Genomic DNA, 24,162 nt, shown 5'->3' on the forward strand with positions numbered 1-24,162 from the left:
CAAAATTTTCTTTTCAAATAGCCAACAGAAATCGTCGTTCTAGTAAGTCTATCTTGGCGCGACCATACATCTGCCGTTTTAACATTTTCAGTCGATTAATATGCCCTTCAACTGGGCCATTACTAACTGACATAGTTACACCTGCTTTCACAGCATCGTAGTCAGACTCTAAACTAACAGCAAAGGAGCGCAACAAAGAAACCAAGCTGTTTTTAGCTTTGTTTAACCAAGCATCGAGCTGCTCAGGCAGGCGTTGACGCACAAGAGATGCAAACTGTTGTGCTAGTTCAATAGCTGACTTCAAATCCGAATGGGCTTTTTGTAGTTGAGCGATGACTTCACGCTCATTAGGCTGTATTAATTCTGGTCGTCGCAAGACTAAAGCTGTGACGCGACTGGGGGTGAGAGGACGATGGGCGCAAGAGCTAACCCTGGGGGAAGCGTTTTTTCTTGAACCTTTTGCTGGCTCAAATCCGGGCAAGGTCTTGAGATAACGAGTGAAGCGAGCGACCGTGGCATAACTACCGGTATAGCCGCAGGTGCGAATTTCTTCAAACAGTTCTTGGGTGTTGTGGTTCCCGCTATTCCAGCGACTGAGGAGGTAATCATGATAAGGGTTGAGAAGACTCAGACCGTGGTCGCTACGTTCACGACGTTCGGTAAAAGTTGAGCTACGCAAGTAATTGAATACGGTAGTTTTAGAAACTCCCAGCTCTTGAGCGATTGCTAGCCCTGATAAGCCAATAGACCGCAGTCTCCAAACTTGCTCATGGATTTCTCTGCGTCTATCCCGTGCTTTGGCGGATTGAACTTTTCTTTTTAAAGATGTGTTTTGGGGAAACCTTGGCACAACTGGACTCTTATTAGTCTCAGCAATCATGGAAAGGTTGTTTGCTGTTTCCACCTCTAAATGCACTTTAGTATCAGTATTAAAGACTTGTTTTTCCACTTCTTTTAGTGTTTTGGCGTGATTACCAAAGACTTGATAAAGCGTTTGAGATAAGTTCTGCAATAGATGAAAGCGGTCTGCAACTTGAATGGCTTCTGGCGCACCTTGGCGAATACCACTTTCATAAGTTTTTGACCGATCTCGTGAGACGACTTTGACACCAGGGTGAGCTTTTAACCATTCTGCCAAAGTTTCAGCCTTTGCATCTTTGAGTAGAGCAATTGGTCGTCTGCGTTCGAGATCAATTAGTGCTGTGCCGTAAGTTTTACATTTACGAAAACAAAAGTCGTCTACCCCAAGAGTATGTGGCGTTACGATGGGTGGTAGTGGAATTGAGCGGACTAAATTTAATAGCGTGTTGCGAGAAACTTTTATCCCCAAGTCCTGTGAGAGTCTTACCCCTGCTGCACCACCATTAGCTAAACCAATCGCACTCAGTCTTTGAGCTAAACGTAGAGTTCTTCTCGCCCAAGGTGCGGTAACATTGGTCAGCCTTTCTGCAAAAATGCGCCGTTTACACAATTTATTAAGGCAAAAAAACTTCCGCACCCTTAACTGTAAAGTAATGCTGTAATCAGCCCAGGGTAAATCTGCTAACTTTCGCTCATAGCGACTATGAATTTTATGAGTTGGTTGGTTACAAACTGGACAATTAACTACTCTATTGATAGCAGAAACAATCAACTTTATCTGAGTTTTTATCTCGTCAAGAATGCAATTTTCAAGTTTCAGGTTTGCTGAATCTGGTAATAGATAACTTAGCACTGACATAACCAAGCTGAGGCTTATCCCTCAAATGTTTGATGGAGTGAAGTTTGACGTATCTCAATTATATCTTTCTAACTTCTGCCTTCTGCCTTCTGCCCTCTGCCTTCCCCCAACCAAGATCACCAAAAGTTGCCAAGAACCAATAAGTTGCACATCGCGTGAAGTATGGAATTGACAATTTTCTTGGTAGAATACAGCCCACGGCACTTGTTGGGTTTTGGGTAATGACTTCTGTAATTAATGTGAATCTACCACAGCAGTCTTATGAGATTGCGATCGCATCTGGAAGTTTAGAGCAACTTGGTCAACGTATGGCTGATTTGAAACTAGGCAAGAAGGTTTTGCTGGTTTCTAATCCCACCATATTCAAGCATTATGGCGAAAAAGCGATAAATTCTCTCGAATCTGCGGGGTTTCAAGTAGCTAGTTATTGCTTACCAGCCGGAGAACGCTACAAAACCCTCAACTCTATCCAAAAACTCTACGATGTCGCCTTAGAAAACCGCCTAGAACGTTCCTCCACGATGGTGGCTTTGGGGGGAGGGGTAATTGGTGATATGACTGGCTTTGCTGCTGCTACTTGGTTAAGAGGGATTAATGTTGTACAAGTGCCGACAACTCTCTTAGCAATGGTAGATTCGGCAATCGGTGGTAAAACTGGTGTAAATCATCCCCACGGTAAAAACTTAATTGGGGCTTTCCATCAGCCGCGTTTAGTATTAGTTGATCCAGAAGTGCTAAAAACCCTTCCTGTACGTGAGTTCCGGGCGGGTATGGCAGAGGTAATTAAGTACGGCGTGATTTGGGATGCTGAGTTATTTGCCCAAATGGCAGCGAGTAAAAATCTGAATCAACTACGCTATATCAAGCCGGAATTAATTGACGCTATCTTAACCCGTTCTTGTCAAGCTAAAGCCGATGTTGTGGGCAAAGATGAGAAAGAAGGCGGAATACGGGCAATTCTCAACTATGGACACACCATCGGTCATGCAGTCGAAAGCTTGACAGGCTATCGCTTAGTAAATCACGGTGAAGCTGTAGCCATTGGCATGGTAGCAGCCGGTCAAATTGCTGTGGAATTGGGAATGTGGCAGCAAGAAGAAACAGAACGCCAAAATGCCCTGATTCAAAAAGCGGGTTTACCGACAAAGTTACCCGAAGGTTTAGATATTGAGGGAATTATTGACGCGCTGCAATTAGATAAGAAAGTCAAAAATGGTAAAGTGCGGTTTATTTTGCCAACTCAAATTGGTGTAGTTACAATTACCGATGAAGTACCCGCAGATATCATCCGCCAAGTTTTGCAGAAAAGTTTCTAATGGTGTATTAAATACTTTTAGATCCCCCTAAATCCCCCTTCAAAAGCGGGACTTAAAGAACAAATTTCTCCCCTTTTTAAGGGGGGCTATGGGGGAGCAAACCCTGTATCTGCTCACACACACTATCAAACTGATTTAAAACTTGGCTATTTGTAAACCTAATAATCTTTAAACCATAGCCTTCTAAAATCTGTGTTCTCTCTGTGTAATAGACTAGAACACCAATTCAGTATTCCTAGAAGAACCCCTCCCCCAGCCCCTCCCCTGCAAGGAGAGGGGAGTTTTGCTCCCCCTTCCCTAGTAGGGAAGGGGGTTGGGGGGTTAGGTTTTTCATTACTGAATTGATGCTCTAGACCTTCATTGATGTATGTACACTGTAGCTCTGCGTTGCAGAGGGGTTAATCGAATTCACGCTACATTATTTTTAATAATAAATAATTGAATATTTAACTTTTTTATGATTATGGGGGACTCAGGAAGAAAATAGAGAACACACTCAAATTTTGAGACGAGTGGTTTATGTCAAAGTGGACTTTTCTTAATTATTAAGATGTCTATTTGGCAAATTACACACAGTTACAAGAATCTAGCCTTACTTTTGGCTTAACTAAAGTCACCAGTTTTTTGATTAAACTGTGGCTTTTTCTTTGTTAGGCTTTTTGCCGTACTTCTGCTTTAAGAGTCCGCCACCTGCAATACCTACGCCAAGACCAAACATGGTGATGGGTTCGGGAACGGGTGTAGTTGTATCAATTGGAGTTGATGTGTATATGTCTATGTGAGATAAGCCTGGACCAGCATTACCACTACCGTTTGCAATACCCAAAGTGTCCCAAAAACCACTGGAAATATTAGTAGGGCTGTGCGTCAGTATGAATAAATTCTGATACCAATTCTCTATGAAGTTGCACCAAATAAAGTAGAGACGTTGCATGCAACGTCTCTACAGCACAGAATAAAGCACATCTTCATCAAGAAACTAGGCGTAGCTTAGGTTGAGGCTTTGCGAAACCCAACATTGGTTATGGTGTTGGGTTTCCTAACATCAACCCAACCTACAATTTTTTCGCACTGTTTTAGCCTTGCCACGCCACTACATATTGGATATTTTTTATTTGGAAGTCCCTAAAGAACGCAAAACATCACGAACAATGACTTCATCAGGTTCTTGCGGTTGATTCGAGGCTACAGACACAGGGGTAAAAGCAATACCTTGACTACCGAGAACAATAAAAGCGATCGCCTGATTTCCATAGGACTTACGCAACTGGCACATTCGTAGGGTGCGTCAGATTAGAGTTTTTCGCTATTCTCAAAAAATTCTTGGCATCTGACGCACCCTACAAGATAGATTGAGTGTGACACCTGCGTAAGTCCTGTTCCGGTCAAATAGATTTGGGATATCATATTTTTAGAGTCAGGAACTGAAAACTGAAAATGACAGCATATGCCCTAAATTTACCTGAGCAGTTGAAGCATGAAATTGAGCAACTAGCTCAGAGTCAAGGAATTTCGCTTGACCAGTTTATTCTGTGGGCAGTTACAGAAAAAGTCAGTACCCTCAAAGGGTCTTTTCCACAAATTGCTTATCGTCAAGGTGCAAATGGGCAACTTATACCAGTCATCAAAGGAACGGGAATGCGAGTGCAAACTGTGGCGATCGCTTCCCAAAAATGGGGTATGAGTCCGAGTCAGATTGCCAATGAGTATGAGCTGACTGAGACAGAGATAAAAGAAGCTCTGAGTTTTTATGCAGTCAATCAGGAGCAGATTGACGCAGCGATCGCTTGTGAGCAATCCTTAGAAATTGCCAATGGTTAAACTCAAGCTTCATCTGGATGCAGATACCTCCAGTAAATCGCTGCATTCAGCATTGGTGTCTCAAGGGCATGATGTCACTCGTACACCAAATGACTGGGTGCCGTTAGATGCTAGTGATGAAACCCAATTATTACGCGCAACTGCTCATGGCAGATGTATTTTTACTTTCAACATCAGAGACTTTATTGTTCTAGCACAACAGTATCCTCAGCATGGCGGGATTATCCTTGCTGCTCAGAATAGTTGGTCACTGTCAGATTTAATTACGGCATTAGATAGCCTATTATCTCAGGCAGAAGCAGCAGATTGGGTTGGTCAGGTAGATTGGCTCAATCGGTGGCGAAAGTAGCTAGTAGCGTGCGTCAGTCAGAGACATCTTTGACAATGATTAGAAGTGCGATCGCCCGTCTTTGATAACTATAATTTAATCACAACTTTCTTTCCTTAATTGGTTGCGCCGGATTCCCTGCATAAATAATCATCGCTTCCAATGATTTAACAGCAACGCCACCTAGAGTTAACACCGCACCTTTACCAACAGTAACTCCAGGGCCAATTACTGACTTAGCTGCAATCCAACTACTCTCTTGAATATAAATTGGGGCAATTTTTAATTTAAAACTAGGATCATTCCAGTCATGATTGCCTGTGCAGAGATACACACCTTGAGATATACAAACATGACTTTCTATGGTGACTTGAGCGAGGTTGTCAATCCAAGCATCTTCACCAATCCATACATAATCACCTATAGTTAACCGCCAAGGAAACTTAACCCGCACCCCTGGCTTGATGCGAACACCTTGACCAATTTTGGCTCCAAAGCTACGCAATATCAAAACTTTTAAGCCCGACATAGGCAACCAATGGCTTTCTACTAAAGGCGAGCCTAGAAAGTACCATACAAGCTGTTTCCAGTAGGGTGCGCCAGGAGTATAGTTTCCGACCGTATATTTATCTAAATACATATTGTTGGCGGGTTCATTTTGTTATAAAATATGAAATTATAATGGTCATAGTGTATTTAAGCCTCAATATAAATTTTGGCACACTACTTTGAATAAGGTAAAAGTGAGTGGGGTTGTTTTTTTTACTTAAAGTTTATCGGTAAATGTTAATTATTTCGCCTGATCCCCCCTAACCCCCTTAAAAAGGGGGGAACAAGAAAAAGTTAGGCAGATCATTAGCCGGATGTCTTAGCTCCTGTCCAACCAGTGAAAATCCAGAGGATGGAACGAACAATATCACGAACAACACGGTTAATCGATTCTGGGGGGCGGTTTGATTTGACAGATAGGGGGGTGAAGGCGATACCTTGGCTACCGAGGATAATGAAGGCGATCGCCTTAGACCTCCGCATATGAAAATCTGAAGTTACTAGATAAAGGTGTTGAATTTTCCTTTGTTTAAGCTGAGGTGCTACAGTTGTAAAATTGGTGACAGTATCTACAGCACGATAGTCAATATTTACTCTACGGTTTGGGATACCTGCATCTCGAAAAGCTTTCAGTGTTTTGCGTGGATCTTCGGGAGAAGACACCCAAATTTCTAAGTCCGGGTACCATCGAGCTATTTCAGCCGCCAATTTGTCTCTAGCTGTATCGCCGCCTAAGATCAGAAAGGCTTGGGGTTGGGGTGTTTGGTGAACAGCGATCGCTAGGCGCACTGGAATAATGAGTAATACCGTCAGAATCAAACTTATTATTCCTAATGTGCAGTAGTATTTAGTTTTGCGAAACTTTATATTAATATCTCAATCTCCTGTGTATAAAATAGGTTTACTTAGTATAAATGCGTAGACATAGACATGACAGGCTCTGGTAGTGGTTCTTGGTTGAGAATGGCTTGGTAAACAGAGGCTAACTTTTTAGCGATCGCTGGCCATGAGTATTGTTGTAGAGCAAATCGCCGCCCATTTTCACCCAATTCATGACGCAATTGGGGTGAGTTGAGAAGATGAGCGATCGCTGTTTGTAGTGGTTCTATTTCTCCTTCTACAATGATTCCGGCTTTGGCTTGTGCAATTTCTGGAGCAATTTGTGCGCCTGGTGTAGTCACAACGGGTAAACCAGACACCATTGCTTCTGCTAAGGCTATACCGAAATTTTCGGAATACGTTGGTAACACAAATAAATCAGAGCCTTGCAATAGTAAATCTTTGTCGTAGCCACTAACAAACCCAACGAATGAAGTTTGTTCTGTCATGTTTAGAGATACCACCATTTCATGCAAGAACTGCACATATTCAGGTTCTCCAGAACCAGCTAAAATCAGGTGAAACTGCTGTTGTTGTGCTGCTAAATGACCGAGTGCTTCAATTAGTAATTCTGGGCGTTTCTTATAGTGCAGGCGCGAAATAAACAGCACAATAGGTACTTGCTCAGAGATATGATATCGATGACGAATCTGATGTTTAGCATCAGCAATTTTTGCAGGTGGATGAACTCCTAAAGGCAAAACTACTTTTGGTGGTTTGACTCCAAAGCGGATTGTATCTTCCACCTCACCCACAGAAGTGGAATGAACAACCACAGCATTAGCTAAGTTGCGGCGTTCAAAAATAGTGCTATAAATTTGCTTTTTTAATTTGCTTTGAGCCAATGCCCAAGGGGCTAATTGTCCCATAGTTCTAACTGTGTATGGCACACGCTGCCATTGAGCAATCATCGCCGCACAGGTAGGCAGATATGAAAATAAATAGTGATTATCTAAAATGTCGTAATTTTGAATATTTTGCCACAGCCAACTGGTGAAAGCAATAGAAGGAAGAAACTCCTTCATGCGAGCAGAACGAGGAAAAAACCAAACTGGTACTCCTTTGTATTCCACACGCTGACATAATGGAACGTCAGAAATTACTCCTTCAATATCATCATTGGTAGTGGCAATTTCTATACTAATTCCTTCTGTTTGTAGAGCCTGTACCAAATTTAAGACGACTTGAGTCGGCCCTCCTAGTTTAGAACTAATGGATGGGATGACGTGTAAAACTTTCATATATTTATTATTAAAAATATGGTTACTAAATTATTTTAATAATTATCGCAGTACAAATTTTCAGAATAAATTCATATATTTATAAACTTTCAAAACTGTTACCTGTTACCTGTCACCTGTCACCTGTTGTATTTATCCTGATGGATACTGATGGCGTGAGCCTTTAATGCCTAAGAAAAATGGCATGACTTTAGCAAAAAATATTAATGCTAATATTGGCAGAATTGAAGTTGTAAAAAAAGCTATGCTCCGCATTGACAACGCACCAGTAAAAAAGCCCAAAGCATTGATTACTACACCATAACCTGTATTATAAAAAGCAGCAGTGCGAGTCCACCAACTTGCTAACATCCCTATAGATATGGACATTAATATCACTGCTATTACACCACCTGTCATGTAGGCTTCGCCGATATAAGTTGTAGAAACTGTCCAGCCTGCTGCACCCGTAACTTCCTCAATCGAGATACTCAAACCTTCTGGTTTGCCAGGCCAAAGCGCCCTGGGTATCGGTTTAGTTGCAAAGACATACAATAGTTCAAATCCCAAAAAATCAAATTTCTGGGGAAAGGCATCAACTATGATACTAATAGCATTCAGGTTGTAGTCAACAGCAAAGCTCTCTTTTGCTTGTTCAACAGCATAAGCCCCTGTTTCTAAGTAGCGACGGATGCCCATATTCCTGAACCCCAGCATATGACGAGTTGCAAACATCATTGCATACCCTAAAATAGCCGTGGGAATTGCCAGGTTGAATAAGTTGGGGCGCTTTAGTGTGAGAAAATATCCCCCTAAGAATGCGGCAAAATATGAACCTAAAACATTGCGTGTTCCTCCTGCAAATCCATCAAACAGAGTGATCGCAAATATCACCATCACCAAAACTATTTGCCAACTCCGAAAAGATTGACGACGGTTCCAAATAATCCCTGCTAGGGGAGGAATAACGTAAGCAAATAACTTGAGTTCACTTAATAAAGCCCGCCAGTCCCCTAAACGTCCCCGTCCCCACGGCACAGCAAACCGGGGGCCAAGCCAAGCATCGTAGATTTTAAATACGTTGAAATCAACTGACATCAACATATATAAGTAACCCAGTAGTGCAGAGATGATAAAGAGACGAAACAGCACCTTATCCGGGAGATTGCCCAGATATGACCAAAGTTTCGGTTCTGGCTTCAAGAAATTGATGTGACGACCAAGGGCTATACCTCCAATCCCCATTAAGGTTACATAAAGCCCCTGAGCCGTTTGCTCTGATGTTAGGAGAGCATCAAAATGGTCTTGAGGAAATAAAAATTCTACCAGAGTCAAATAGTAGAGAGATATTAAACAGACTATATCTACTCGAAATAAATTTTGCAGACCCTTTCTGCTATCAAACCAGACGCTTAAAGCTAATGCCACGCCTGTTGGGATCGCTACTTGACTGGCCATTTCGCTAGGGGTCAAGTTTGTATTTATATTTGTATAAGCAACACATAATCCAGCTATGATAATACCTGTTCCTGCTTGCGCTGGCTGTGCTACGGGTTTTTTAAAATATCTCATGGCAAGATTTAGCGTAGGGATAAAGCAGGTTTGGGATGAGTCAAACTTGTATATAAGTTTTCATATTTATCTACCATACTTCCCAGTGAGAATTTTTGCTGGATGAGTTTATGCCCTGCGATCGCCACAGTTTCACGTAAGCTAGAATTAACAAAACTTTCCTTATCTGTAAATGTTTCGTTCTCAGCAGCAACAAAACACACGCCAGGGGGAAATTTGAGTTCATCGGCTAAAGATGGCGTGATGACGCATGGTAAAGACCAAGCCATTGCTTCCAGTAGCGCGAATGGTAAACCCTCAAATTTAGCTGGATGAAAAAACCCGTCTGCTGCTGCTAAAAATGGTGTGACATCATTCTGCCATCCTAAGCGTTGAATGTATTCTTGGGCTTGATGTTCCCGTACCCACTCATCCCATACTGGAGTCAAGCGTCCATCTCCCACCCATAAAAACCGGGCAGAGGGTATGCTGTGTTTGAGGTGCGTTGCCCATTGTAAAAATAGAAGCGGTTGTTTTTGCACTTCCATTCTTCCTACTGCTAAAATTAGCAACTCATCTGGTTTGAGGGTTAGTTGAGAACGAGTTGCTTGACGCTTTGCTAAACGTTCTGGTGTTTCGGGGATGCGAACACCATTATCAATCAAAACTACTTTTTCAGCAGCATTCTGGGCAGGAAACAGGAATTGAGTTAATTCTTGAGCGCGATTTTCAGAAATTGCTACCAGTGAACCATGAAAACGGTTTAATGCTCTTTTGGCGATGAAATCACGTAATTGTCCTAAAGCAGCTCCTAAGCTGGTCTGAGTTTGAGTAATATGAATAGTAGCTAAACAGGGAACTGAAAGATGTTTACTCAAAGCGAGTAAATCTAAGCCATCCTCTAAATTTTGCTTATTCAAATGCAGGATATCTGGTTGAAATCCCTGCCACTGGGATAAATAATCCTGATGAAAGTGAGGAAACGCATCACCAAAACAGCGTGTTTTGCGATCATAAGTATTAACGTAGGGCGATCGCAATACTTCTCCAAACTGACTAAAGGAGTTTGCCAACTCATCCATTCTGGGATGTTGCGAACACCATAACCCAACCGTATGTCCGCGTTTGGCTAGTTCTTGTCCTAAATAAATTAAGTAAAGTTCGCCACCTCCCCTTGACCCAGAGCTACTGCTGACAAATAGAATTTTCATATAATTTTTAGTGGGAAATTTGGCGGTTGGGAATTCAATGGGAATTAAATGTAAGCTAGCAGAAATTTTATTGATTAACGCGGTGTGCAACTTGCTCTAAAACCTAACCCCCAACCCCTTCCCTACAAGGGAAGGGGAGCAAGATTTAAAGCCTCTAACGCCACTTGCTACAACGCGGGAAACCCGCGCAACGCAGTGGCTCCTCCTTGCAGGGGAGAGGTACCCTGCGGGTTCGCGGTAGCGTTCCGAAGGAAAGCAAGCTATGGAGAGGGGTTGCAAACATAAGTTGCACATCGCGTTAATTCCCTATAACTCTCTGAAGAGCATCAACCCAATTTTGTGCGCCAGCTTTGGCAGACCACATTACAGATTTTTGCAAAGATGCGTCACTAGCCAATGCGATCGCATTAGGGTTTTGTAAGTAATCAGCTAAAATTTGGGTCAAGGTGGCAACATCTCCATTGGGAAAAACGTAACCATTTTTACCTTGCTCAATTAAATCATTCGCTGCACCTACAGCATCAGAGCAAATTACAGGTAGCCCAGCCCCAACCGCTTGATTTACCACCACGCCCCAGCCGTCGTGACGACTAGGAAGGACAAATATATCTGCTTGGCGAAAGAATTGGGGTAAATCTTCAGGAGCCTGAAACCCCGCATATTCAATGTAACACCGTGTTGTTTCCGAAACATCTGTCAACATCTGCGGTAAATCCGCCTCACGTCCCACTAGCAACAAACGAGCTTCTAGCCCCATATTTATTAGTGTTTCAAAGGCTTGCAGTAACAGGTCAACGCCTTTCCGGACAATCATTTGCCCGCAAAATAAAATAGTTGTGGGAGTCCGGGGTCTTTGGGGGATTTCTTGACTAAATGGAGCTAAATCGCAGTAATAAGGAATATTAAATATGGGTTTACCGGGGAAACGCTGCTGATAATCTTGCACTGCATGAGAACCAATGGCAGCGATCGCTTGACATTGTTCTAAAGCTGTAGCTAAGGTTTTTTGTAGTTTGCTTTTGATTCCCCCACTAGAACCAACCATTTTTTCACCCCAAAATACACAGGGTATCTGTTTAGCTTGGAATCTCAGGAGTAGTTGAGCAGTTACACTCATGTAGCCATTGAGGACTATTACATCTGAGTCAGTAATATTTGGTAAATGCCAGTTAATATGAAATCGTGACAGACCCCAAGCCAAATGAAATCCAGGAAGAATGTTTTCGTAAGGCTGTAGTGGTTTTTCTGGCCAAGGGGAGTCTGAGCAAGCTGGCTCTAAATAGAAAACTTTTAAATCTATATCAGGATGCTGGGCTAAAGCGTAGAAGATATCTCTTTGATATGGGGATGGAACTATAGCATAGAAAGTGACCTTAATTTTGGGCTGATTTTTTATATTCATTTAAAATACCCCGAAATAATGTTCTTTCAATGATGGGATAGCCAGATAAGTACATATGATGACGAACATTACCAACAAAATGTCTTGCCTTAACTTGTGTGTAGTCAATATCTGCTTGCCAGAACCACATTCCCTGACTATTAACCACATACTCATTCAGAGGTAGTGCTTTGGCACCAGATGCACTCATCATCACATCTAATAGAGTCTGTTCTGTAAAATGGTGATATTCTGCTACAGTCCAGCCTTTCATTAGTTCGTGACACAGGTCTGTAGACAAGTAGTTTTGAGGAATGTAAAGCAATCCCGAATTAAAATCTCGTATAGTCTTGATATTTAAATCTTTGGCTCTATTAAATATCCAGGGATCAAATGAAGAACAACCAGGTTCAGTGCAGTATAATCCTTGTTCAAAATGTAAATTTTCTCGAATTTCAACTGGGTCTGAAAAAACTAAAATATCTGGATCAGAGAAAAGAATATTAAATTTTTGTTGCAATGATAGTTTCAGAAGAAAAACTTTTCCAAATTTATGATTTTTATAGAATTTATTTAGGGATTTATCTGATAAAAATTCATCATTTATTTGGGAACTTAAACTAACAATTTCGCCTTCTGGAAAAAGTTTGATAAATTGACTTCGCTCTTTTTCTGTAATCTCACCATCGATTACAAAAATTAAACCAAGATATTCTTTTAAAAAGTAAAGCCAGTTCCATGTTGTCCATAGCCCCTCAAGAAAGGTTTTATGTTGAACTAATACAACTAAATAAGTATTGCTATGTTTGGTTTTAATTGGGGGCATTTTAAGAATTTTCTGCTTGATTGGGTAAGGCAAATTCCTTTGTATTTGTGCGATTCGTCTACCCAATATAAATTTAGCGTTTTTCAGCATGAATACTCACTATGGTTATTTATTAAAATGAATTAGCTATTGTTTGCAAAAATGATGACAGGTTAGATAGTTTGTGATTTGTTAGCTCCTGAGATGAGGATATTTGAGCAAGGTATTCTAAAGATTGGGGATTGTGCAGAATTGATTTTAGCTGATATGCGATCGCTTCCCCACTGACTTCATCTAAAAGCCAACCGTTGACACCATCTACAACCACCTCACCACAACAACGAGAAGCAATAATAGGGAGTTTCCAGGCTTGTGCTTCTAATTGAGTTAGCCCAAACCCATCGGAAAGAGTCGGGAATAAAAACACATCAGCTTGTTGATAATATTGGGTTGTTTCACTGCGGTTAACTTGACCTACCCAGCGAATTTGAGGATGTGTTTTTAAGTGGGGTGGAATTTCAATCTGCTGAGAACCAACAAGCCAAAATTCAATGGGATATCCTTCCAGCTTTTCCACTGCTTCCAAAACAGCTACAATTCCTTTCCGCAAAATTACTTGTCCCAAAAACAACACCCTCAAAGGACGCTCTGGAGAAAATGATTTTGGATAGGTGCGACTAAAGTTTTTTGCTGTTTCCGGTGGTGTATAAACTAGGGGAACAACCTGGATTTTATCAGAATTAATACCTGTTTTTTCTAGTAACTGGCGTGACCAATGGGAATTGACCATAATACAATCAGCCAATTCACATTCTTCTCGCCATGTTTGCCAATATGAAGCCGGAACTGGTTTCCAGTCTCCGCGATATTGTGGCGATCGGTTATATTCTTGAATAACAATATCTTCCTCTAAAGGACCTGGATCGATTTGTCCCAAAATAGTCAACCATCCCTGCTGTTTGGCAAAGCGAAATAATTCTAAGGCAGCATAGCTATAAGAGAATAAAATGGGGCGATTTTTAAATTGAGGAGCTAATTTTTTTAGTCTGTTGATTGCCTGTTTTTGAAACCAATAATTACGGGCAATCATGCGATCCCAGGCTGAAGTTTTTTGTAGTTTTTGGCTAATTTCAAACTGAATCAGGGAGAGGTTAAAAGCATGAACTGATGCCTGTTGTAGTGTAGGATGAAAGCGTTCTTTTAGTGCTGTGGTAGGTGAAAAAGGTAAAAGTCCGAGTGGAGATTGAGGAGCAACCCAAGCATCGGTTATCAGGTGAGCTAACTGTCCATTTTTATGTAAAGCTCTAGGAATAGCGTAGTGTTCTCTAGCTCCTATTTGGCAACAAATCCAACTCGTCATATTCAGGTATAGGGTAGTGCTTGCCACTGTTTGTAACATTCTATTGACATATTCTGGCGATATTTTTTGAATTGCTCAATTTCTCTAAAGCCAGCATACTCTCCTTGAAACTGTCCCCAACGTCTGACTTTAATACCTAAACTCAGCCTAGAAACTAAAGTGCGGAATTGCTTGATTAACTTAAGTTGAGAAGGAACAAACCAGTCATTCCACAACACATTATTTCTAGCTCCGTAGAAATCCATGCGATGCCAATTACGTCCTGTGTTAGAAGCTGTGTGATGAATCAAGAAGTCAGGGAAGTGATAACAGTGCAAATTTTTTTGGAAAGCTCTGGCTGCAATCTCCATTTCTTCACCTTGGTGAATCAGTTCTTCTCGATAACCGCCTAATTGCAGGAATCTTTCTCGATGAAGAAGATGACCACAGCCTACAAAACATCTAACCGGATAAGGTTGATTATCAAAAGACTGGTTTTGATATTCTGCAAGTACAGGGTTATAAATTGGGAAGCTAAGACAGAATAGATCATCTAGTGATTCGGCAAATTCAACAGCAGCTTCTAAAGAGCCAGATACAGGATAAGAGTCATCATCTAAACTGAGGTAATATTTAGTCTGGATCAACTGTGCTATCTGGTTACGGCGGACAATTAGCCCTTGGGATTCTTTAAATCGCTGGAGTTTAATTTGCAGTGATAAATCCGAAATATTAAAGGGACAAGGTTCATCAGAAGCATCATCAAAAATTAATATAGGTAATGCTTCTAAACCTGCTTTACTAATATTAATGAGTGTAGTTTTTAAATCCTGCCAGCGATTCTTAGTTGTAATGCCGATAGTTACTAAATTTGACAAATTTTCAGTTACATTCATTGCTCACTTCGGTTTTTAATCACTTTAGCCGGAACTCCAACTGCGATCGCCTTTTCTGGTATATCTTTTTCTGGGTAACTTTGAGTTACATTACCAAATTACTTCTATATATCCCCATTGTTGAATTTTTTCATCTTTTGAAATTAGCCGTGCTTTGTGAACCAAACTACTAGCTACAATCAATCTGTCTGCGGGATCGCCATGAAAATTACCCGGTAATCTAGTTGATAAAACTGCGATTTCTGGTGTTAGGGCTAACAGTTGAATTTTTGGATGTTGAAGTGCTAAATCAATCCAAATTTGGACATCCATTGATAAACCAATTCTATTTTTGGAAACCAGCATTGCCAATTCCCAACAACTAATTGCAGTAATACCAACGATATCAGCTTTGTTAATTGCTTCGGTTGCTTGTAGAGAAAGTTTCGGAGATTCTGTAACCCACCAAATCCAAGCATGGGTATCGAGAATAATCATCTTTCGACATCCCACACTTCATCGATTGGGGAAATAATATCTTTTTCGTAAACGATACTATTTTTCAGTGGGTTATTCACTAACCAGCTAGTTGCATTGTTAGCAATAGTTCTAGGTTGTTTAAGTGCCATCAAAATACGATACATTAAGTTTATGGTAGTATCATCAACGGAATCAAGTTCAAGTTTGAGTTTTTCTCTGTCAGTTCTCATTGTTTTATGTCAATTAGCATAAACTAGGAGTCGTTAATACATATAATAGCTAAATAGTTATAACGTCTATCTTAGCATTTCGTAATTCTTGCCCCAGTCCTCCAATCACAAGTGAATTTATCAGTATTGTCAGCTTTTAGGTGTAATGCTGATTAATACCAAATCTGTTAAGTTTTGATTTACTGTTATAGTTCGCTGCGATATTTAATCACTTTCGCTGGAACTCCAACTGCGATCGCTTTTTCTGGTATATCTTTAGTAACAACACTACCCGCACCAACTACAGCGTCGTTACCAATGGTGACACCTTTGAGGATTGTAACGTTAGCACCAATCCAGACGCGATCGCCTATTTTTGTGGGTTTGGAAACCATCGGTTGTCCTAGCGGTGGTAAAGTTAAGTCCAGACCATGATCATGATCTGTAATATAACAACCAGGGCCTACACCACATTGTTGACCAATAGTTAACGATAAAGTCGCATCTAAAAATGTATTACGGTTAATATAAGTGTAAGCACCAAGATAAATTTTGGCATGGGGTAGGGGTTCACCACTACACAGTAATGTTACACCTTGATCTAAAGCGCAGAAACTTTCTATTTCAATATCATCGAAGTTGCGAGGAATATCAATTTCTCGCATCCAGACATAGCCATGTAGTTTTACTCCCATAGCTTTGTAGTAGAAATTACGCCAACGGCTCCCCAAGCCTTGTTGAATTCGCTGTATGAGCAGCAATCCACTAGCAGTGATATTCAAGGTTAACTTCCGTGTTTCAGACTACTTGAGGGATTTTTATCAGAAACGATTTGTGCGATCGCTTGCAGTTTACCATTCAAGACAAAAGGTAGCGATACCCAACCTTTTGTTGATGTTAAAGATGCTACAATGCCAAAAAATTGTAACACTATTAACTTCGCGTAATCTCCTAAACTACATCTTTGCAGAATTTGCGTCATCACGTAGTGACGGTTAACCAAATCCATCTTTGCTAATACACCTGGATTATTTTTGTGATCTCCTGGTTGACTGTCGTGAACTATCCGCGCAGTCCGAGCGTTAGCTAATTTCCATTGTTTCCCCACTATCAGAGAAAGCGTCACATCCTCCATCAGCGAATATCCTGTAAAGTTGGCTGGAAACAAGGGTTGAGGTAGTGCTTCTCGCCTATATAGCGTACAGGTGCTGTTTAGCCATTCTACAGGGACAATTTCTGGTAAATTGGGGTCATCTTCTGGTAACAAATTTAATCCTGGTCCTATGCACTTACCTGCGTAGCTTGTTTCTAGACGACCATGCAAAAAACGGAATAAATTACGACTGATGCGTCCAGGTGGTAAATAGCGTTGATTTGTAATCATGGCATTAACACCACCCAGGCGAGGATCACTTTGCAATGCAGCCCACAATCTGGCTAAACACTCCGGCTCAAGTAAAATGTCATCATCCATCAGCCAAATCACGTTTTGGGTAGCGTGAACCATTGCTTGGTTACGCTGGATGGCTGCGCCTATTTCTGTTGCTCGATAGTATTTAATCTGGGTAGCCAGTCCGGGAATTGGTTTCTGACAAAGTTCTTGTGTACTGTCATCGGTAGAGCCATCTACTACAATCATTTCAGTTGGCTGTACAGATTGTTGAGCCAGACTGTGTAATGTTCGAGCTAAGGGTGCGCTACGGTTCCGTGTAGGCACAATAGCAGAAATTGGGAGTAGCATCGTAATCTCAGAGCCAATATAAAATTTTTACTACCAAAAAAATAACAGTAATTATATAAATTTATAGTTTAATAATCTTTTGAAGTTTGCTACTTGTTCAGCTACAGAAAAACCGAGTATTCGATAAACTAGACGATAAGATTTAGGTGCTGCTTGTCCCGATGGGATGAATGTTTTATTGGTATTGTTTATTTTTGAAATCACCTGACTAGCCCAAGTTTTATCTGAGGGCCAAATCATTCTAGCCTTTTCAAATCTAGTTTGATTAATAGCATTGTGCCGAGATTGAGTCAGTTGATTAGTAGCTTTGAGATGTTGTTCAATTTTATCTTCAATCGCTAAAACTTGACGATTGGTTTCAGACTTGTCTCGTTTACACACTGTTGACTCACCCCACTGTCTGTAAATTGAACCAGCTTCACCAAAATACTCAAACCGTTTTCCGGCTATGAGAAGACGCAAATATAGTTCATGTTCCTGACAACATGGCTGATCAACTTTCCAACCTCCCACATCAATAATCGCTTGCTTGCGCCATAGTGGACTGTTAGTTTGAGGGAGATACCATCTGGCAAGTAACATCCAGGAGTCATGAGGTTCAGGAATTGGTAGAACTTCTTGCCAAGATTTATCCTGCTGGTGATACTCAAAAATACTGGGGCTGTATAAGATGTCAGTGTGAGGAACGTGAGCAAGATATTCAACTTGTTTTTCAATTTTATCTGGTAGCAAATAATCATCTGCATCCAGATATTGCAACCATTCTCCTGTGCTAAGTTCTAGCAAGCGGTTTCTGGCGACATTACCACCTTGATTTGACCCTGTTTCCCAACGAATCGAATTACCAAAGCTTTTAATTATCTCTAAACTTCCATCTGTAGAACCATCATCTACAACAATTACTTCTTTATTGGGATATATTTGCTTTAAAGCACTTTCTATCGCTTGAGCAATCCACATCTCGGCATTGTAGCAGGGGATAAGAATACTGACTTTAGGATTCATATTATTTTTAATAGAATAAAATACTTAGGAATCTCTTAAAATTTTCACAACTAGCTCAATAGGTATTAATTAAGGAATTTTAAAAAAAAAAATAATTGAATATAGCAAATCAACGCAATATTAGAGCGATCGCCTTCTCCAAGCAGATACATTGCGCTAGTTCAAATATGATTATCACAAGACACCTTTTTACCAGTTCAATCAGTATTTTGATTGAGCCATTGTTCCAATTGACTAATTTCGGTGAAATCTAATAATGCTTCTGCTAAATCTTCTAGCTTACTCGTTGATAAACTCTGAATTTGTGTTTGTGTAGCTAAGGGTATAACACCAAAACGACGCTGAATTAATCGTGATACTAAATTTACTCCTTCTTGTTGCAGACCTCGTTCTAGTCCTTCCTTTAAAATTTCTTGATACCAAGGTGATTCTCTTAGAATACTCATATCCCACCTCATAATTTGCTGTACTAGGGGTATATCTAAGACAAAGCTAGCAAAAAAAGATAATAGCGGCTCTAACTCTTGTAACTTTTCGTCTGCCCTTAATAATTGTACAGCTTGGCGTACAATAGTTTCTTGTGCGCCATTTTTCAGAATTGGTACAAACGGTAATAATGCAGATAATTGCTGTTCAAATACTAAATTTACATCTACTTCCCACAAGTTGATTACTCGGTAGTCTTGATGAGCCATCATTCCCATAATCTCTGAATGATAGTAGTTAGCAATTACCTGGGTGGTAGAAATGGGCAAAATATTAATTAATACCGGATAAACTGGTAAATTGTAGCGTTCCTCTGCTAAGGCTGCATAAGCGCGGATACGCTGGGGCATTCTGGAACTGTATCGTAATTGTAATTCATTCAGGATGAGAAACTCTCCCTCTTGGGGACTCGACACTTTGAGTAAGACATCATTTTCTCTTGCTACCCATTGAAATTCTGAGGAGAGAATTTCTTGCACTGTCAGGTTTTGGTTTTGTGTTAACCAACGTACCCACTGATTAGGTGATAGGCTAATTAATCGCTTACTACCGATATCGGACTTTTGCTTGCTCACTATTTTGAAACTCGTTGCCTTATGGCAGTGATGTCTGATATGTTTTTTTAGTTAATCGTCCTATATTGTCCCAGTCCAGGCGATCGCACTCTTGTTTAACCAACTGACTTAATTCACTTTAGTCTGTATACTTGCGTTGAGAGTATGCAATAAGCATTGGTTATCTACTTACTATGAAAGCGATCGCCTTCTCCAAGCAGACACATCGCTCTAGTTTAAATTTGAGATAATTTATGACTCACTAAGTCATCAGTGTCCATTACAATTTAATTAACACCAAGCCCCTAATTGTAAATCATAGTCACCAGCTTGTACTGATGGATAATCTCCCTTCTCAACCCTGTCAATAACTGTAGGTAGTGATTGAATAAATTTAGCACCGTGATCTGGGGTGTGTAGCGTCCAAGCTTGGGGAGAATCTAAATCTATACGCACATAACCAGTTTCTTTTAAACGGTGAGAAACCATAACTTCCCAGTTCCAAATCGCACTTTGACCAGTAAAATAACTGAGGAGGCGACGTTTCCAAGAAATCCATAAGGGCTGAAGTGGAAGCATTTGTTTCAGACGCTGGCGATTCACTAAAAACTTACGACTGGTAAAGTCAGTAAAGCTATAATGACCAGAAGTATGTCTTTGATAATCAACACCTCGTTGTTTAAGAGACCCATCGCCAGAAGGTGGTCCAGATAATGGAGAAACAAACATAATATCTGGATTCTCTTGCATCAAGTTAATGCCATCTTGAATCCAATTATGTCCTGTTTGTTGATATAACAGCATATCGCTATCGAAATGAACAATGTAATCACTTGCGGCTGATTCTATAGCAAATATACTGCCAAGAATGGGATAACCGCGATAGTTGTGAGTTGTTTTAATGTCACGACCAAAATGTTTTTGATAAACTTGTTTGCGGTACCGTGGAGAATAGTCAATATCCAGCAATTTATCAACTACTTTCTGCTCTTTTAGCTGTTGACAACATAACCGCAGTTCTTGAAGTGAACCGATTCCCAGACGATGACGATAATTTCCAGACAGGGGAGCAGTATCTATAATTAGTACCCGTTCAGTAAATTCAAATTGGCATTCCTTAACTAGATGCGGGATAGTTTGCATCATAAATGGAATGTCTGTGCGAGCTACGAGGATAGATAATGTACAATTTGAGGAATTCATTATTACTCTGTTTCTATTAGTTTCAATTTGATGGTTTGACATAATATAATTTCATCTGTCAAATCAGTCCTTAAAGATTAAGTCAATGAGTGGAATCTTTCAATAGCTCTTTGCAGAACAATATGGCTGGCAAGTTTGTCATTAGCAATACAATTTTTTAATAAATCTCTATAATTTTCACATGATTGCAAAACATCTGCCAACATATCTAGTGTGTTTTCCACTGGCTCTGAACATTCTAATGGGTTAAAGCAGAGATTTTCTATGTGATAATCTCGAAATATCCCTAAAGTTTTTAATCGCTTAAAGATAGAAATTGATGGTGTTGCTGTTGAGAGAGCAAAAAGTTGAAAATGAAATCGAGTTCCAATACATACCTTACACTTTTTTACTAGTGCCTTATGAATGTTAGGTAATGTATCATATGGAATAATTATTATGCGTTTCGATAGATTATTATGCGTTTTCTCTATTTCTTTTAAAATATTAGTTTGATAATTAACATCAGCAGGCTCATGGGGGAAAAACATCAGACTAGATTGTGGAAATTTGTCTAATATGCTTTGCACTAATTGTTGATCGAATTGTTGCTCTCTTTCTCCTCTTGATTGAATGGAAATACCAATTAAATCATGATTTTCTTTGTCTGTTATTTCCTGAAAATTCTCATTTAATTCATGTTCTGGTAAATTCCAAACTGCGTCTTTTTCCCTGATAATATAAGATTCATTGATACCTAAATCTTTTAAAAGTTGAATGCTTTTGTCTTCTCTAGTGCCAATTAAGGAAACATTGCAAAAAACTTTTTTAACTAACCATTTATCTTTACCAGAAGTTAAAGGTCCTATCGTTTGTCCACAAAGGTAAACAGGAATATCTAATCTACGGCAAATTTCAATTAGCATTAAACTTGGGTACAGCCAACTTAAGCGCAAATGGGAATTCAGATATCCTCCTCCAGAAAAAATTAAAATTTTACATCGATTGAGGGACTTAATAAAAAAAATAAGTTCATCATCAGTTGCACTTATTTTATCTATAGGTTGAGAACATTCAGAAAGTAAATCAAAGGACTTGAAAATCCAATTAATTCGATAATATAGTCTTTCTAAGGAGTTAGAAGCATTAAGGAGGTGATTAGTTACGTCTCTAGTAAAACACCGGAATGCAGGAGAGATTTCAACTTGTTGATTTGTGACTAAGTTTTTAGTAATTTCTGGTGTAGAACAAAATAACTGAATTTTTGCTTCTGGAATTTCTTCTTCAAGTTTCCTGAGAGTTTCGAGCAAAATTGCATCATCCCCAACATGAATTCCACTCCAACCACCAAATAATCCTATGGAATCTCTCTGTAGCATTTTATTGATTACTCCTATCTATTTAAAATAATTGATTAGTTACTTGCTGTGGCTATGCAATAAGTTTTTGCTGTGTCCTGTGCGATTTTGTTCCAGTTTAAGCGATCGCAAGCTTTTATTACATCTTGACTAAGCTGCCTCAGATCGTTTTTCAGGCTCATATCCATAGATTTGAAAAGTCCAGATATATCATCTGCTTCATATAGCAGTTGGTCAGCATTTCCTAAATACTCAGGAATGCTTCCAATTCTGGGAGCAATCACAGGCAATCCGTAGGTCATTGCAAGAATTAAGCTGCCTGAGTTGAGAATATTTTCATAAGGGAGAACTACAACTGTTGCAGCACTAAAAAATAGATGAATTCGCTCTTCATCGATAAATTCAGGAATTAGTGCAATACCTTTTGTATTTACAATCTTTTGCTGAAGCTTGGTTGCATATATACTATCTGCCTTTCCTGCAATAAGGAGGGTGTGTTGTGAAAATACATCTTGGTTTTTACTCCAAGTGTCGATTAATTTTTCAATTCCTTTGTATGGTCTTAAAAGACCTAAATTTAAAAAAATATAGCCTTGAGATGGTAAATCTAATTTTTGCCGTGCAATGGACTGTTCAATAGGAGGATGATAAACATCCCGATAGTGTCCATGCAGAATCACGCTAGCTTTTTGAGGAGAAAACTGATATTCCTGCGCGATCACTTCAAGTGTTGCTTGATTATGTAAGATGATACTGTCAACCATTTTAGCTAAATTGCGCCGTAGCCATAACTCTATAGCTGGAAAATGACTATCATGGTTAACACGGTTGTGAATTGTCCAGACAATCTTTACTCCAGCTAGTTTGACTAAAGCTACATCAAGTAAAAACTTGACTGTATAGGCTAATTTGAAGAAACTATTTTTTCCTTTTAGATAAGGTAGTATCCAATGCAAATGGATAAGGTCATAGCGTTGTTGTGAATAAATTACTTCTCTAATTAAAGGGAGAAATCGGCGATATCCTTGAGGAAAGTTAACCTTGACTCCATATTCCTCCAATGATTTAGCTAGTAAAGCCTGATATGGATTAGCATCTCGATTATCAGGCAGCATTAGTACGGTGATCTGATTAGATTGAGATGCAGTCATACTATTCAAAGACTCATCTTTTTTAAGAATCCAGAATTAACCAAATGCCGAATACCCTCCCCATACATCAAATGTCTGATTTGACCGACATAATGACGACAAGAAGAACCGTTAATACTACCTTCTAAATGGACATCGTAAGCAGGGGGTAACAGTTCTACACCAAAACGGGAACTGCACAAAGCATAAATTGTCTGCTCAATGCGCCAGAAGTGTCCAATAATACTAGGTAGTGCTAGAAATTCTTCTATCCAATCAAAAGATAGCGATCGCTTGTGAATTAGTCCCAATCCAGAATTGACTCTCTCTGCTAAATCAAAACCTAAACGGGTTTTGACTTCTTCTGGTTCTACGGTGTAGGAACTGGCTACATCAGCATTGAGTGTATTGAGTTGATAGTCTGGGTTTTCGATGCGGTTGAGTAGTTCGGTGGGTGCTGCAAAAAATAAGATGTCGCTGTCTAGCAGCAACATGCGATCGCTCTGCAAATATTCCGCAAAATCAAATACTTTGGGTGAAAGGTTATTGGTTTTACGAAACTCCAAACAACGGGGATAAGACTGTAACGTTTTTATTATACGCTCATCTGCACTTTGGCGGTCAATGATCCGGGCGTTGGGAAAGTGATATTGTAAAGTGTTTCGATTTTCAGTTGTCAATGTACCGTCATCGTGGATACACAGAGCATACTGTCGTTGGGAATAGTAATAAAAGGTTTTTAGTGTCCAAATCAAATTTAGCCAATCGTTAGAACAGGTAAATACATGAATTTCGCAGGTTTTATCTGTTGTTGCTGTAATTGGTTGAGTTTTTAAAATGCGTTGTCTAACTGCATCTCTAAAATGTGCAACCTGTAAACCATGCTGATATTTTTGTTGGAATTTTAAGGCTATACGACCAATCATTTTTTTATTACTTATCTCGAAAATTTACTTAATATTGCTATTTGATCAACTGATGATTTTTGAAACTCAATGAGTATTTATAAATTTCTAACCATT

The 24,162-nt window shown here is 39.8% G+C and carries 26 protein-coding genes; 3 read left to right on the forward strand and 23 right to left on the reverse strand.

Features of this window, described 5'->3' with window-relative positions; genetic code table 11:
- Positions 1 to 13 precede the first annotated feature (13 nt).
- Positions 14 to 1,720 (reverse strand): ISL3 family transposase, encoded by a 1,707-nt coding sequence (locus NOS7524_RS09145; protein WP_015137799.1) that lies wholly within the window; start codon positions 1,718 to 1,720, stop codon positions 14 to 16.
- Between the two features lie 221 nt (positions 1,721 to 1,941).
- Between NOS7524_RS09145 and aroB the strand changes: the two genes are divergently transcribed.
- Positions 1,942 to 3,036, forward strand: a complete 1,095-nt coding sequence (gene aroB / locus NOS7524_RS09150) for a 3-dehydroquinate synthase (protein WP_015138197.1) — start codon at positions 1,942 to 1,944, stop codon at positions 3,034 to 3,036.
- A 76-nt stretch (positions 3,037 to 3,112) separates the two neighbouring features.
- Here the strand turns inward: aroB and NOS7524_RS30925 are convergent, their stop codons facing one another.
- The 3 genes from NOS7524_RS30925 to NOS7524_RS29335 form a co-directional block, all read right to left on the reverse strand.
- Complete coding sequence (locus NOS7524_RS30925) at positions 3,113 to 3,262, reverse strand: DUF559 domain-containing protein (protein ID WP_083882647.1); 150 nt, start codon at positions 3,260 to 3,262, stop codon at positions 3,113 to 3,115.
- A 402-nt stretch (positions 3,263 to 3,664) separates the two neighbouring features.
- Positions 3,665 to 3,970: a PEP-CTERM sorting domain-containing protein gene (locus NOS7524_RS09155; RefSeq protein ID WP_015138198.1), complete on the reverse strand. Its 306-nt coding sequence runs from the start codon at positions 3,968 to 3,970 to the stop codon at positions 3,665 to 3,667.
- Positions 3,971 to 4,147: 177 nt separating this feature from the next.
- Positions 4,148 to 4,312, reverse strand: coding sequence for a hypothetical protein (locus NOS7524_RS29335; protein WP_216087510.1), 165 nt, complete (start codon positions 4,310 to 4,312; stop codon positions 4,148 to 4,150).
- A gap of 161 nt (positions 4,313 to 4,473) precedes the next feature.
- Here NOS7524_RS29335 and NOS7524_RS09160 point away from each other — a divergent pair, with 161 nt between their 5' ends.
- Positions 4,474 to 4,857 carry a DUF433 domain-containing protein gene (locus tag NOS7524_RS09160; protein ID WP_015138199.1) on the forward strand — a complete coding sequence of 128 codons (384 nt, stop codon included), beginning with the start codon at positions 4,474 to 4,476 and terminating at the stop codon, positions 4,855 to 4,857.
- A complete protein-coding gene (locus NOS7524_RS09165; protein WP_015138200.1) occupies positions 4,850 to 5,206 on the forward strand; it encodes a DUF5615 family PIN-like protein in 357 nt (118 codons plus the stop codon). Before NOS7524_RS09160 ends, NOS7524_RS09165 begins: the two co-directional genes overlap by 8 nt.
- Positions 5,207 to 5,285: 79 nt before the next feature.
- Here NOS7524_RS09165 and NOS7524_RS09170 read toward each other — a convergent pair whose 3' ends face one another.
- The 19 genes from NOS7524_RS09170 to NOS7524_RS09260 all read right to left on the reverse strand — a co-directional run bounded on the left by NOS7524_RS09170 (position 5,286) and on the right by NOS7524_RS09260 (position 24,066).
- Complete coding sequence (locus NOS7524_RS09170; RefSeq protein WP_015138201.1) at positions 5,286 to 5,825, reverse strand: WcaF family extracellular polysaccharide biosynthesis acetyltransferase; 540 nt, start codon at positions 5,823 to 5,825, stop codon at positions 5,286 to 5,288.
- A gap of 215 nt (positions 5,826 to 6,040) precedes the next feature.
- Positions 6,041 to 6,553: a YdcF family protein gene (locus tag NOS7524_RS09175; RefSeq protein WP_015138202.1), complete on the reverse strand. Its 513-nt coding sequence runs from the start codon at positions 6,551 to 6,553 to the stop codon at positions 6,041 to 6,043.
- 86 nt (positions 6,554 to 6,639) lie between these two features.
- On the reverse strand, positions 6,640 to 7,854 hold the full coding sequence (locus NOS7524_RS09180; RefSeq protein WP_015138203.1) for a glycosyltransferase: 1,215 nt from the start codon (positions 7,852 to 7,854) through the stop codon (positions 6,640 to 6,642).
- 132 nt (positions 7,855 to 7,986) lie between these two features.
- The gene (locus tag NOS7524_RS09185; protein WP_015138204.1) at positions 7,987 to 9,405 is read right to left on the reverse strand and encodes a hypothetical protein; all 1,419 of its coding nucleotides are present in this window, start codon (positions 9,403 to 9,405) and stop codon (positions 7,987 to 7,989) included.
- An 8-nt stretch (positions 9,406 to 9,413) separates the two neighbouring features.
- Positions 9,414 to 10,595, reverse strand: a complete 1,182-nt coding sequence (locus tag NOS7524_RS09190; RefSeq protein WP_015138205.1) for a glycosyltransferase family 4 protein — start codon at positions 10,593 to 10,595, stop codon at positions 9,414 to 9,416.
- Between the two features lie 298 nt (positions 10,596 to 10,893).
- Positions 10,894 to 11,997, reverse strand: a complete 1,104-nt coding sequence (locus NOS7524_RS09195) for a glycosyltransferase family 4 protein (protein WP_015138206.1) — start codon at positions 11,995 to 11,997, stop codon at positions 10,894 to 10,896.
- Positions 11,969 to 12,892 (reverse strand): hypothetical protein, encoded by a 924-nt coding sequence (locus NOS7524_RS09200; protein ID WP_015138207.1) that lies wholly within the window; start codon positions 12,890 to 12,892, stop codon positions 11,969 to 11,971. Before NOS7524_RS09200 ends, NOS7524_RS09195 begins: the two co-directional genes overlap by 29 nt.
- A gap of 22 nt (positions 12,893 to 12,914) precedes the next feature.
- Positions 12,915 to 14,141, reverse strand: coding sequence for a glycosyltransferase family 4 protein (locus NOS7524_RS09205; RefSeq protein ID WP_041555253.1), 1,227 nt, complete (start codon positions 14,139 to 14,141; stop codon positions 12,915 to 12,917).
- Positions 14,142 to 14,143: 2 nt separating this feature from the next.
- Positions 14,144 to 15,016: a glycosyltransferase family 2 protein gene (locus NOS7524_RS09210; protein WP_015138209.1), complete on the reverse strand. Its 873-nt coding sequence runs from the start codon at positions 15,014 to 15,016 to the stop codon at positions 14,144 to 14,146.
- 90 nt (positions 15,017 to 15,106) lie between these two features.
- Positions 15,107 to 15,493 (reverse strand): type II toxin-antitoxin system VapC family toxin, encoded by a 387-nt coding sequence (locus tag NOS7524_RS09215; RefSeq protein WP_015138210.1) that lies wholly within the window; start codon positions 15,491 to 15,493, stop codon positions 15,107 to 15,109.
- A complete protein-coding gene (locus tag NOS7524_RS09220) occupies positions 15,490 to 15,705 on the reverse strand; it encodes a hypothetical protein (RefSeq protein ID WP_015138211.1) in 216 nt (71 codons plus the stop codon). The genes NOS7524_RS09215 and NOS7524_RS09220 overlap by 4 nt, the downstream gene beginning before the upstream one ends.
- Before the next feature lie 185 nt (positions 15,706 to 15,890).
- The gene (locus NOS7524_RS09225; protein WP_015138212.1) at positions 15,891 to 16,466 is read right to left on the reverse strand and encodes an acyltransferase; all 576 of its coding nucleotides are present in this window, start codon (positions 16,464 to 16,466) and stop codon (positions 15,891 to 15,893) included.
- 2 nt (positions 16,467 to 16,468) lie between these two features.
- Positions 16,469 to 17,425 (reverse strand): glycosyltransferase family 2 protein, encoded by a 957-nt coding sequence (locus NOS7524_RS09230; protein ID WP_015138213.1) that lies wholly within the window; start codon positions 17,423 to 17,425, stop codon positions 16,469 to 16,471.
- Positions 17,426 to 17,476: 51 nt separating this feature from the next.
- Positions 17,477 to 18,430: a glycosyltransferase family 2 protein gene (locus NOS7524_RS09235; protein WP_015138214.1), complete on the reverse strand. Its 954-nt coding sequence runs from the start codon at positions 18,428 to 18,430 to the stop codon at positions 17,477 to 17,479.
- A gap of 197 nt (positions 18,431 to 18,627) precedes the next feature.
- Positions 18,628 to 19,491: a DUF4351 domain-containing protein gene (locus NOS7524_RS09240; RefSeq protein ID WP_015138215.1), complete on the reverse strand. Its 864-nt coding sequence runs from the start codon at positions 19,489 to 19,491 to the stop codon at positions 18,628 to 18,630.
- 270 nt (positions 19,492 to 19,761) lie between these two features.
- The gene (locus NOS7524_RS09245) at positions 19,762 to 20,616 is read right to left on the reverse strand and encodes a hypothetical protein (protein ID WP_235622412.1); all 855 of its coding nucleotides are present in this window, start codon (positions 20,614 to 20,616) and stop codon (positions 19,762 to 19,764) included.
- A 134-nt stretch (positions 20,617 to 20,750) separates the two neighbouring features.
- On the reverse strand, positions 20,751 to 22,031 hold the full coding sequence (locus NOS7524_RS09250) for a polysaccharide pyruvyl transferase family protein (RefSeq protein ID WP_015138217.1): 1,281 nt from the start codon (positions 22,029 to 22,031) through the stop codon (positions 20,751 to 20,753).
- 35 nt (positions 22,032 to 22,066) lie between these two features.
- Positions 22,067 to 23,161 carry a glycosyltransferase family 4 protein gene (locus NOS7524_RS09255; protein WP_015138218.1) on the reverse strand — a complete coding sequence of 365 codons (1,095 nt, stop codon included), beginning with the start codon at positions 23,159 to 23,161 and terminating at the stop codon, positions 22,067 to 22,069.
- 5 nt (positions 23,162 to 23,166) lie between these two features.
- The gene (locus NOS7524_RS09260) at positions 23,167 to 24,066 is read right to left on the reverse strand and encodes a hypothetical protein (RefSeq protein WP_015138219.1); all 900 of its coding nucleotides are present in this window, start codon (positions 24,064 to 24,066) and stop codon (positions 23,167 to 23,169) included.
- Positions 24,067 to 24,162: the final 96 nt, after the last annotated feature.

The sequence above is a fragment of the Nostoc sp. PCC 7524 genome (genome assembly GCF_000316645.1).
GTDB lineage: Bacteria > Cyanobacteriota > Cyanobacteriia > Cyanobacteriales > Nostocaceae > Trichormus.

Bases quoted from the DNA above. Each gene is read 5' to 3' on its own strand.
- NOS7524_RS09145 (WP_015137799.1), bottom strand. From the start codon at position 1,720: ATGTCAGTGCTAAGTTATCTATTACCAGATTCAGCAAACCTGAAACTT.
- aroB (WP_015138197.1), top strand. From the start codon at position 1,942: ATGACTTCTGTAATTAATGTGAATCTACCACAGCAGTCTTATGAGATT.
- NOS7524_RS09155 (WP_015138198.1), bottom strand. From the start codon at position 3,970: ATGCAACGTCTCTACTTTATTTGGTGCAACTTCATAGAGAATTGGTAT.
- NOS7524_RS29335 (WP_216087510.1), bottom strand. From the start codon at position 4,312: ATGTGCCAGTTGCGTAAGTCCTATGGAAATCAGGCGATCGCTTTTATT.
- NOS7524_RS09160 (WP_015138199.1), top strand. From the start codon at position 4,474: ATGACAGCATATGCCCTAAATTTACCTGAGCAGTTGAAGCATGAAATT.
- NOS7524_RS09165 (WP_015138200.1), top strand. From the start codon at position 4,850: ATGGTTAAACTCAAGCTTCATCTGGATGCAGATACCTCCAGTAAATCG.
- NOS7524_RS09170 (WP_015138201.1), bottom strand. From the start codon at position 5,825: ATGTATTTAGATAAATATACGGTCGGAAACTATACTCCTGGCGCACCC.
- NOS7524_RS09180 (WP_015138203.1), bottom strand. From the start codon at position 7,854: ATGAAAGTTTTACACGTCATCCCATCCATTAGTTCTAAACTAGGAGGG.
- NOS7524_RS09185 (WP_015138204.1), bottom strand. From the start codon at position 9,405: ATGAGATATTTTAAAAAACCCGTAGCACAGCCAGCGCAAGCAGGAACA.
- NOS7524_RS09190 (WP_015138205.1), bottom strand. From the start codon at position 10,595: ATGAAAATTCTATTTGTCAGCAGTAGCTCTGGGTCAAGGGGAGGTGGC.
- NOS7524_RS09195 (WP_015138206.1), bottom strand. From the start codon at position 11,997: ATGAATATAAAAAATCAGCCCAAAATTAAGGTCACTTTCTATGCTATA.
- NOS7524_RS09200 (WP_015138207.1), bottom strand. From the start codon at position 12,892: ATGCTGAAAAACGCTAAATTTATATTGGGTAGACGAATCGCACAAATA.
- NOS7524_RS09205 (WP_041555253.1), bottom strand. From the start codon at position 14,141: ATGACGAGTTGGATTTGTTGCCAAATAGGAGCTAGAGAACACTACGCT.
- NOS7524_RS09210 (WP_015138209.1), bottom strand. From the start codon at position 15,016: ATGAATGTAACTGAAAATTTGTCAAATTTAGTAACTATCGGCATTACA.
- NOS7524_RS09215 (WP_015138210.1), bottom strand. From the start codon at position 15,493: ATGATTATTCTCGATACCCATGCTTGGATTTGGTGGGTTACAGAATCT.
- NOS7524_RS09220 (WP_015138211.1), bottom strand. From the start codon at position 15,705: ATGAGAACTGACAGAGAAAAACTCAAACTTGAACTTGATTCCGTTGAT.
- NOS7524_RS09230 (WP_015138213.1), bottom strand. From the start codon at position 17,425: ATGCTACTCCCAATTTCTGCTATTGTGCCTACACGGAACCGTAGCGCA.
- NOS7524_RS09235 (WP_015138214.1), bottom strand. From the start codon at position 18,430: ATGAATCCTAAAGTCAGTATTCTTATCCCCTGCTACAATGCCGAGATG.
- NOS7524_RS09245 (WP_235622412.1), bottom strand. From the start codon at position 20,616: ATGATGCAAACTATCCCGCATCTAGTTAAGGAATGCCAATTTGAATTT.
- NOS7524_RS09250 (WP_015138217.1), bottom strand. From the start codon at position 22,031: ATGCTACAGAGAGATTCCATAGGATTATTTGGTGGTTGGAGTGGAATT.
- NOS7524_RS09255 (WP_015138218.1), bottom strand. From the start codon at position 23,161: ATGACTGCATCTCAATCTAATCAGATCACCGTACTAATGCTGCCTGAT.
- NOS7524_RS09260 (WP_015138219.1), bottom strand. From the start codon at position 24,066: ATGATTGGTCGTATAGCCTTAAAATTCCAACAAAAATATCAGCATGGT.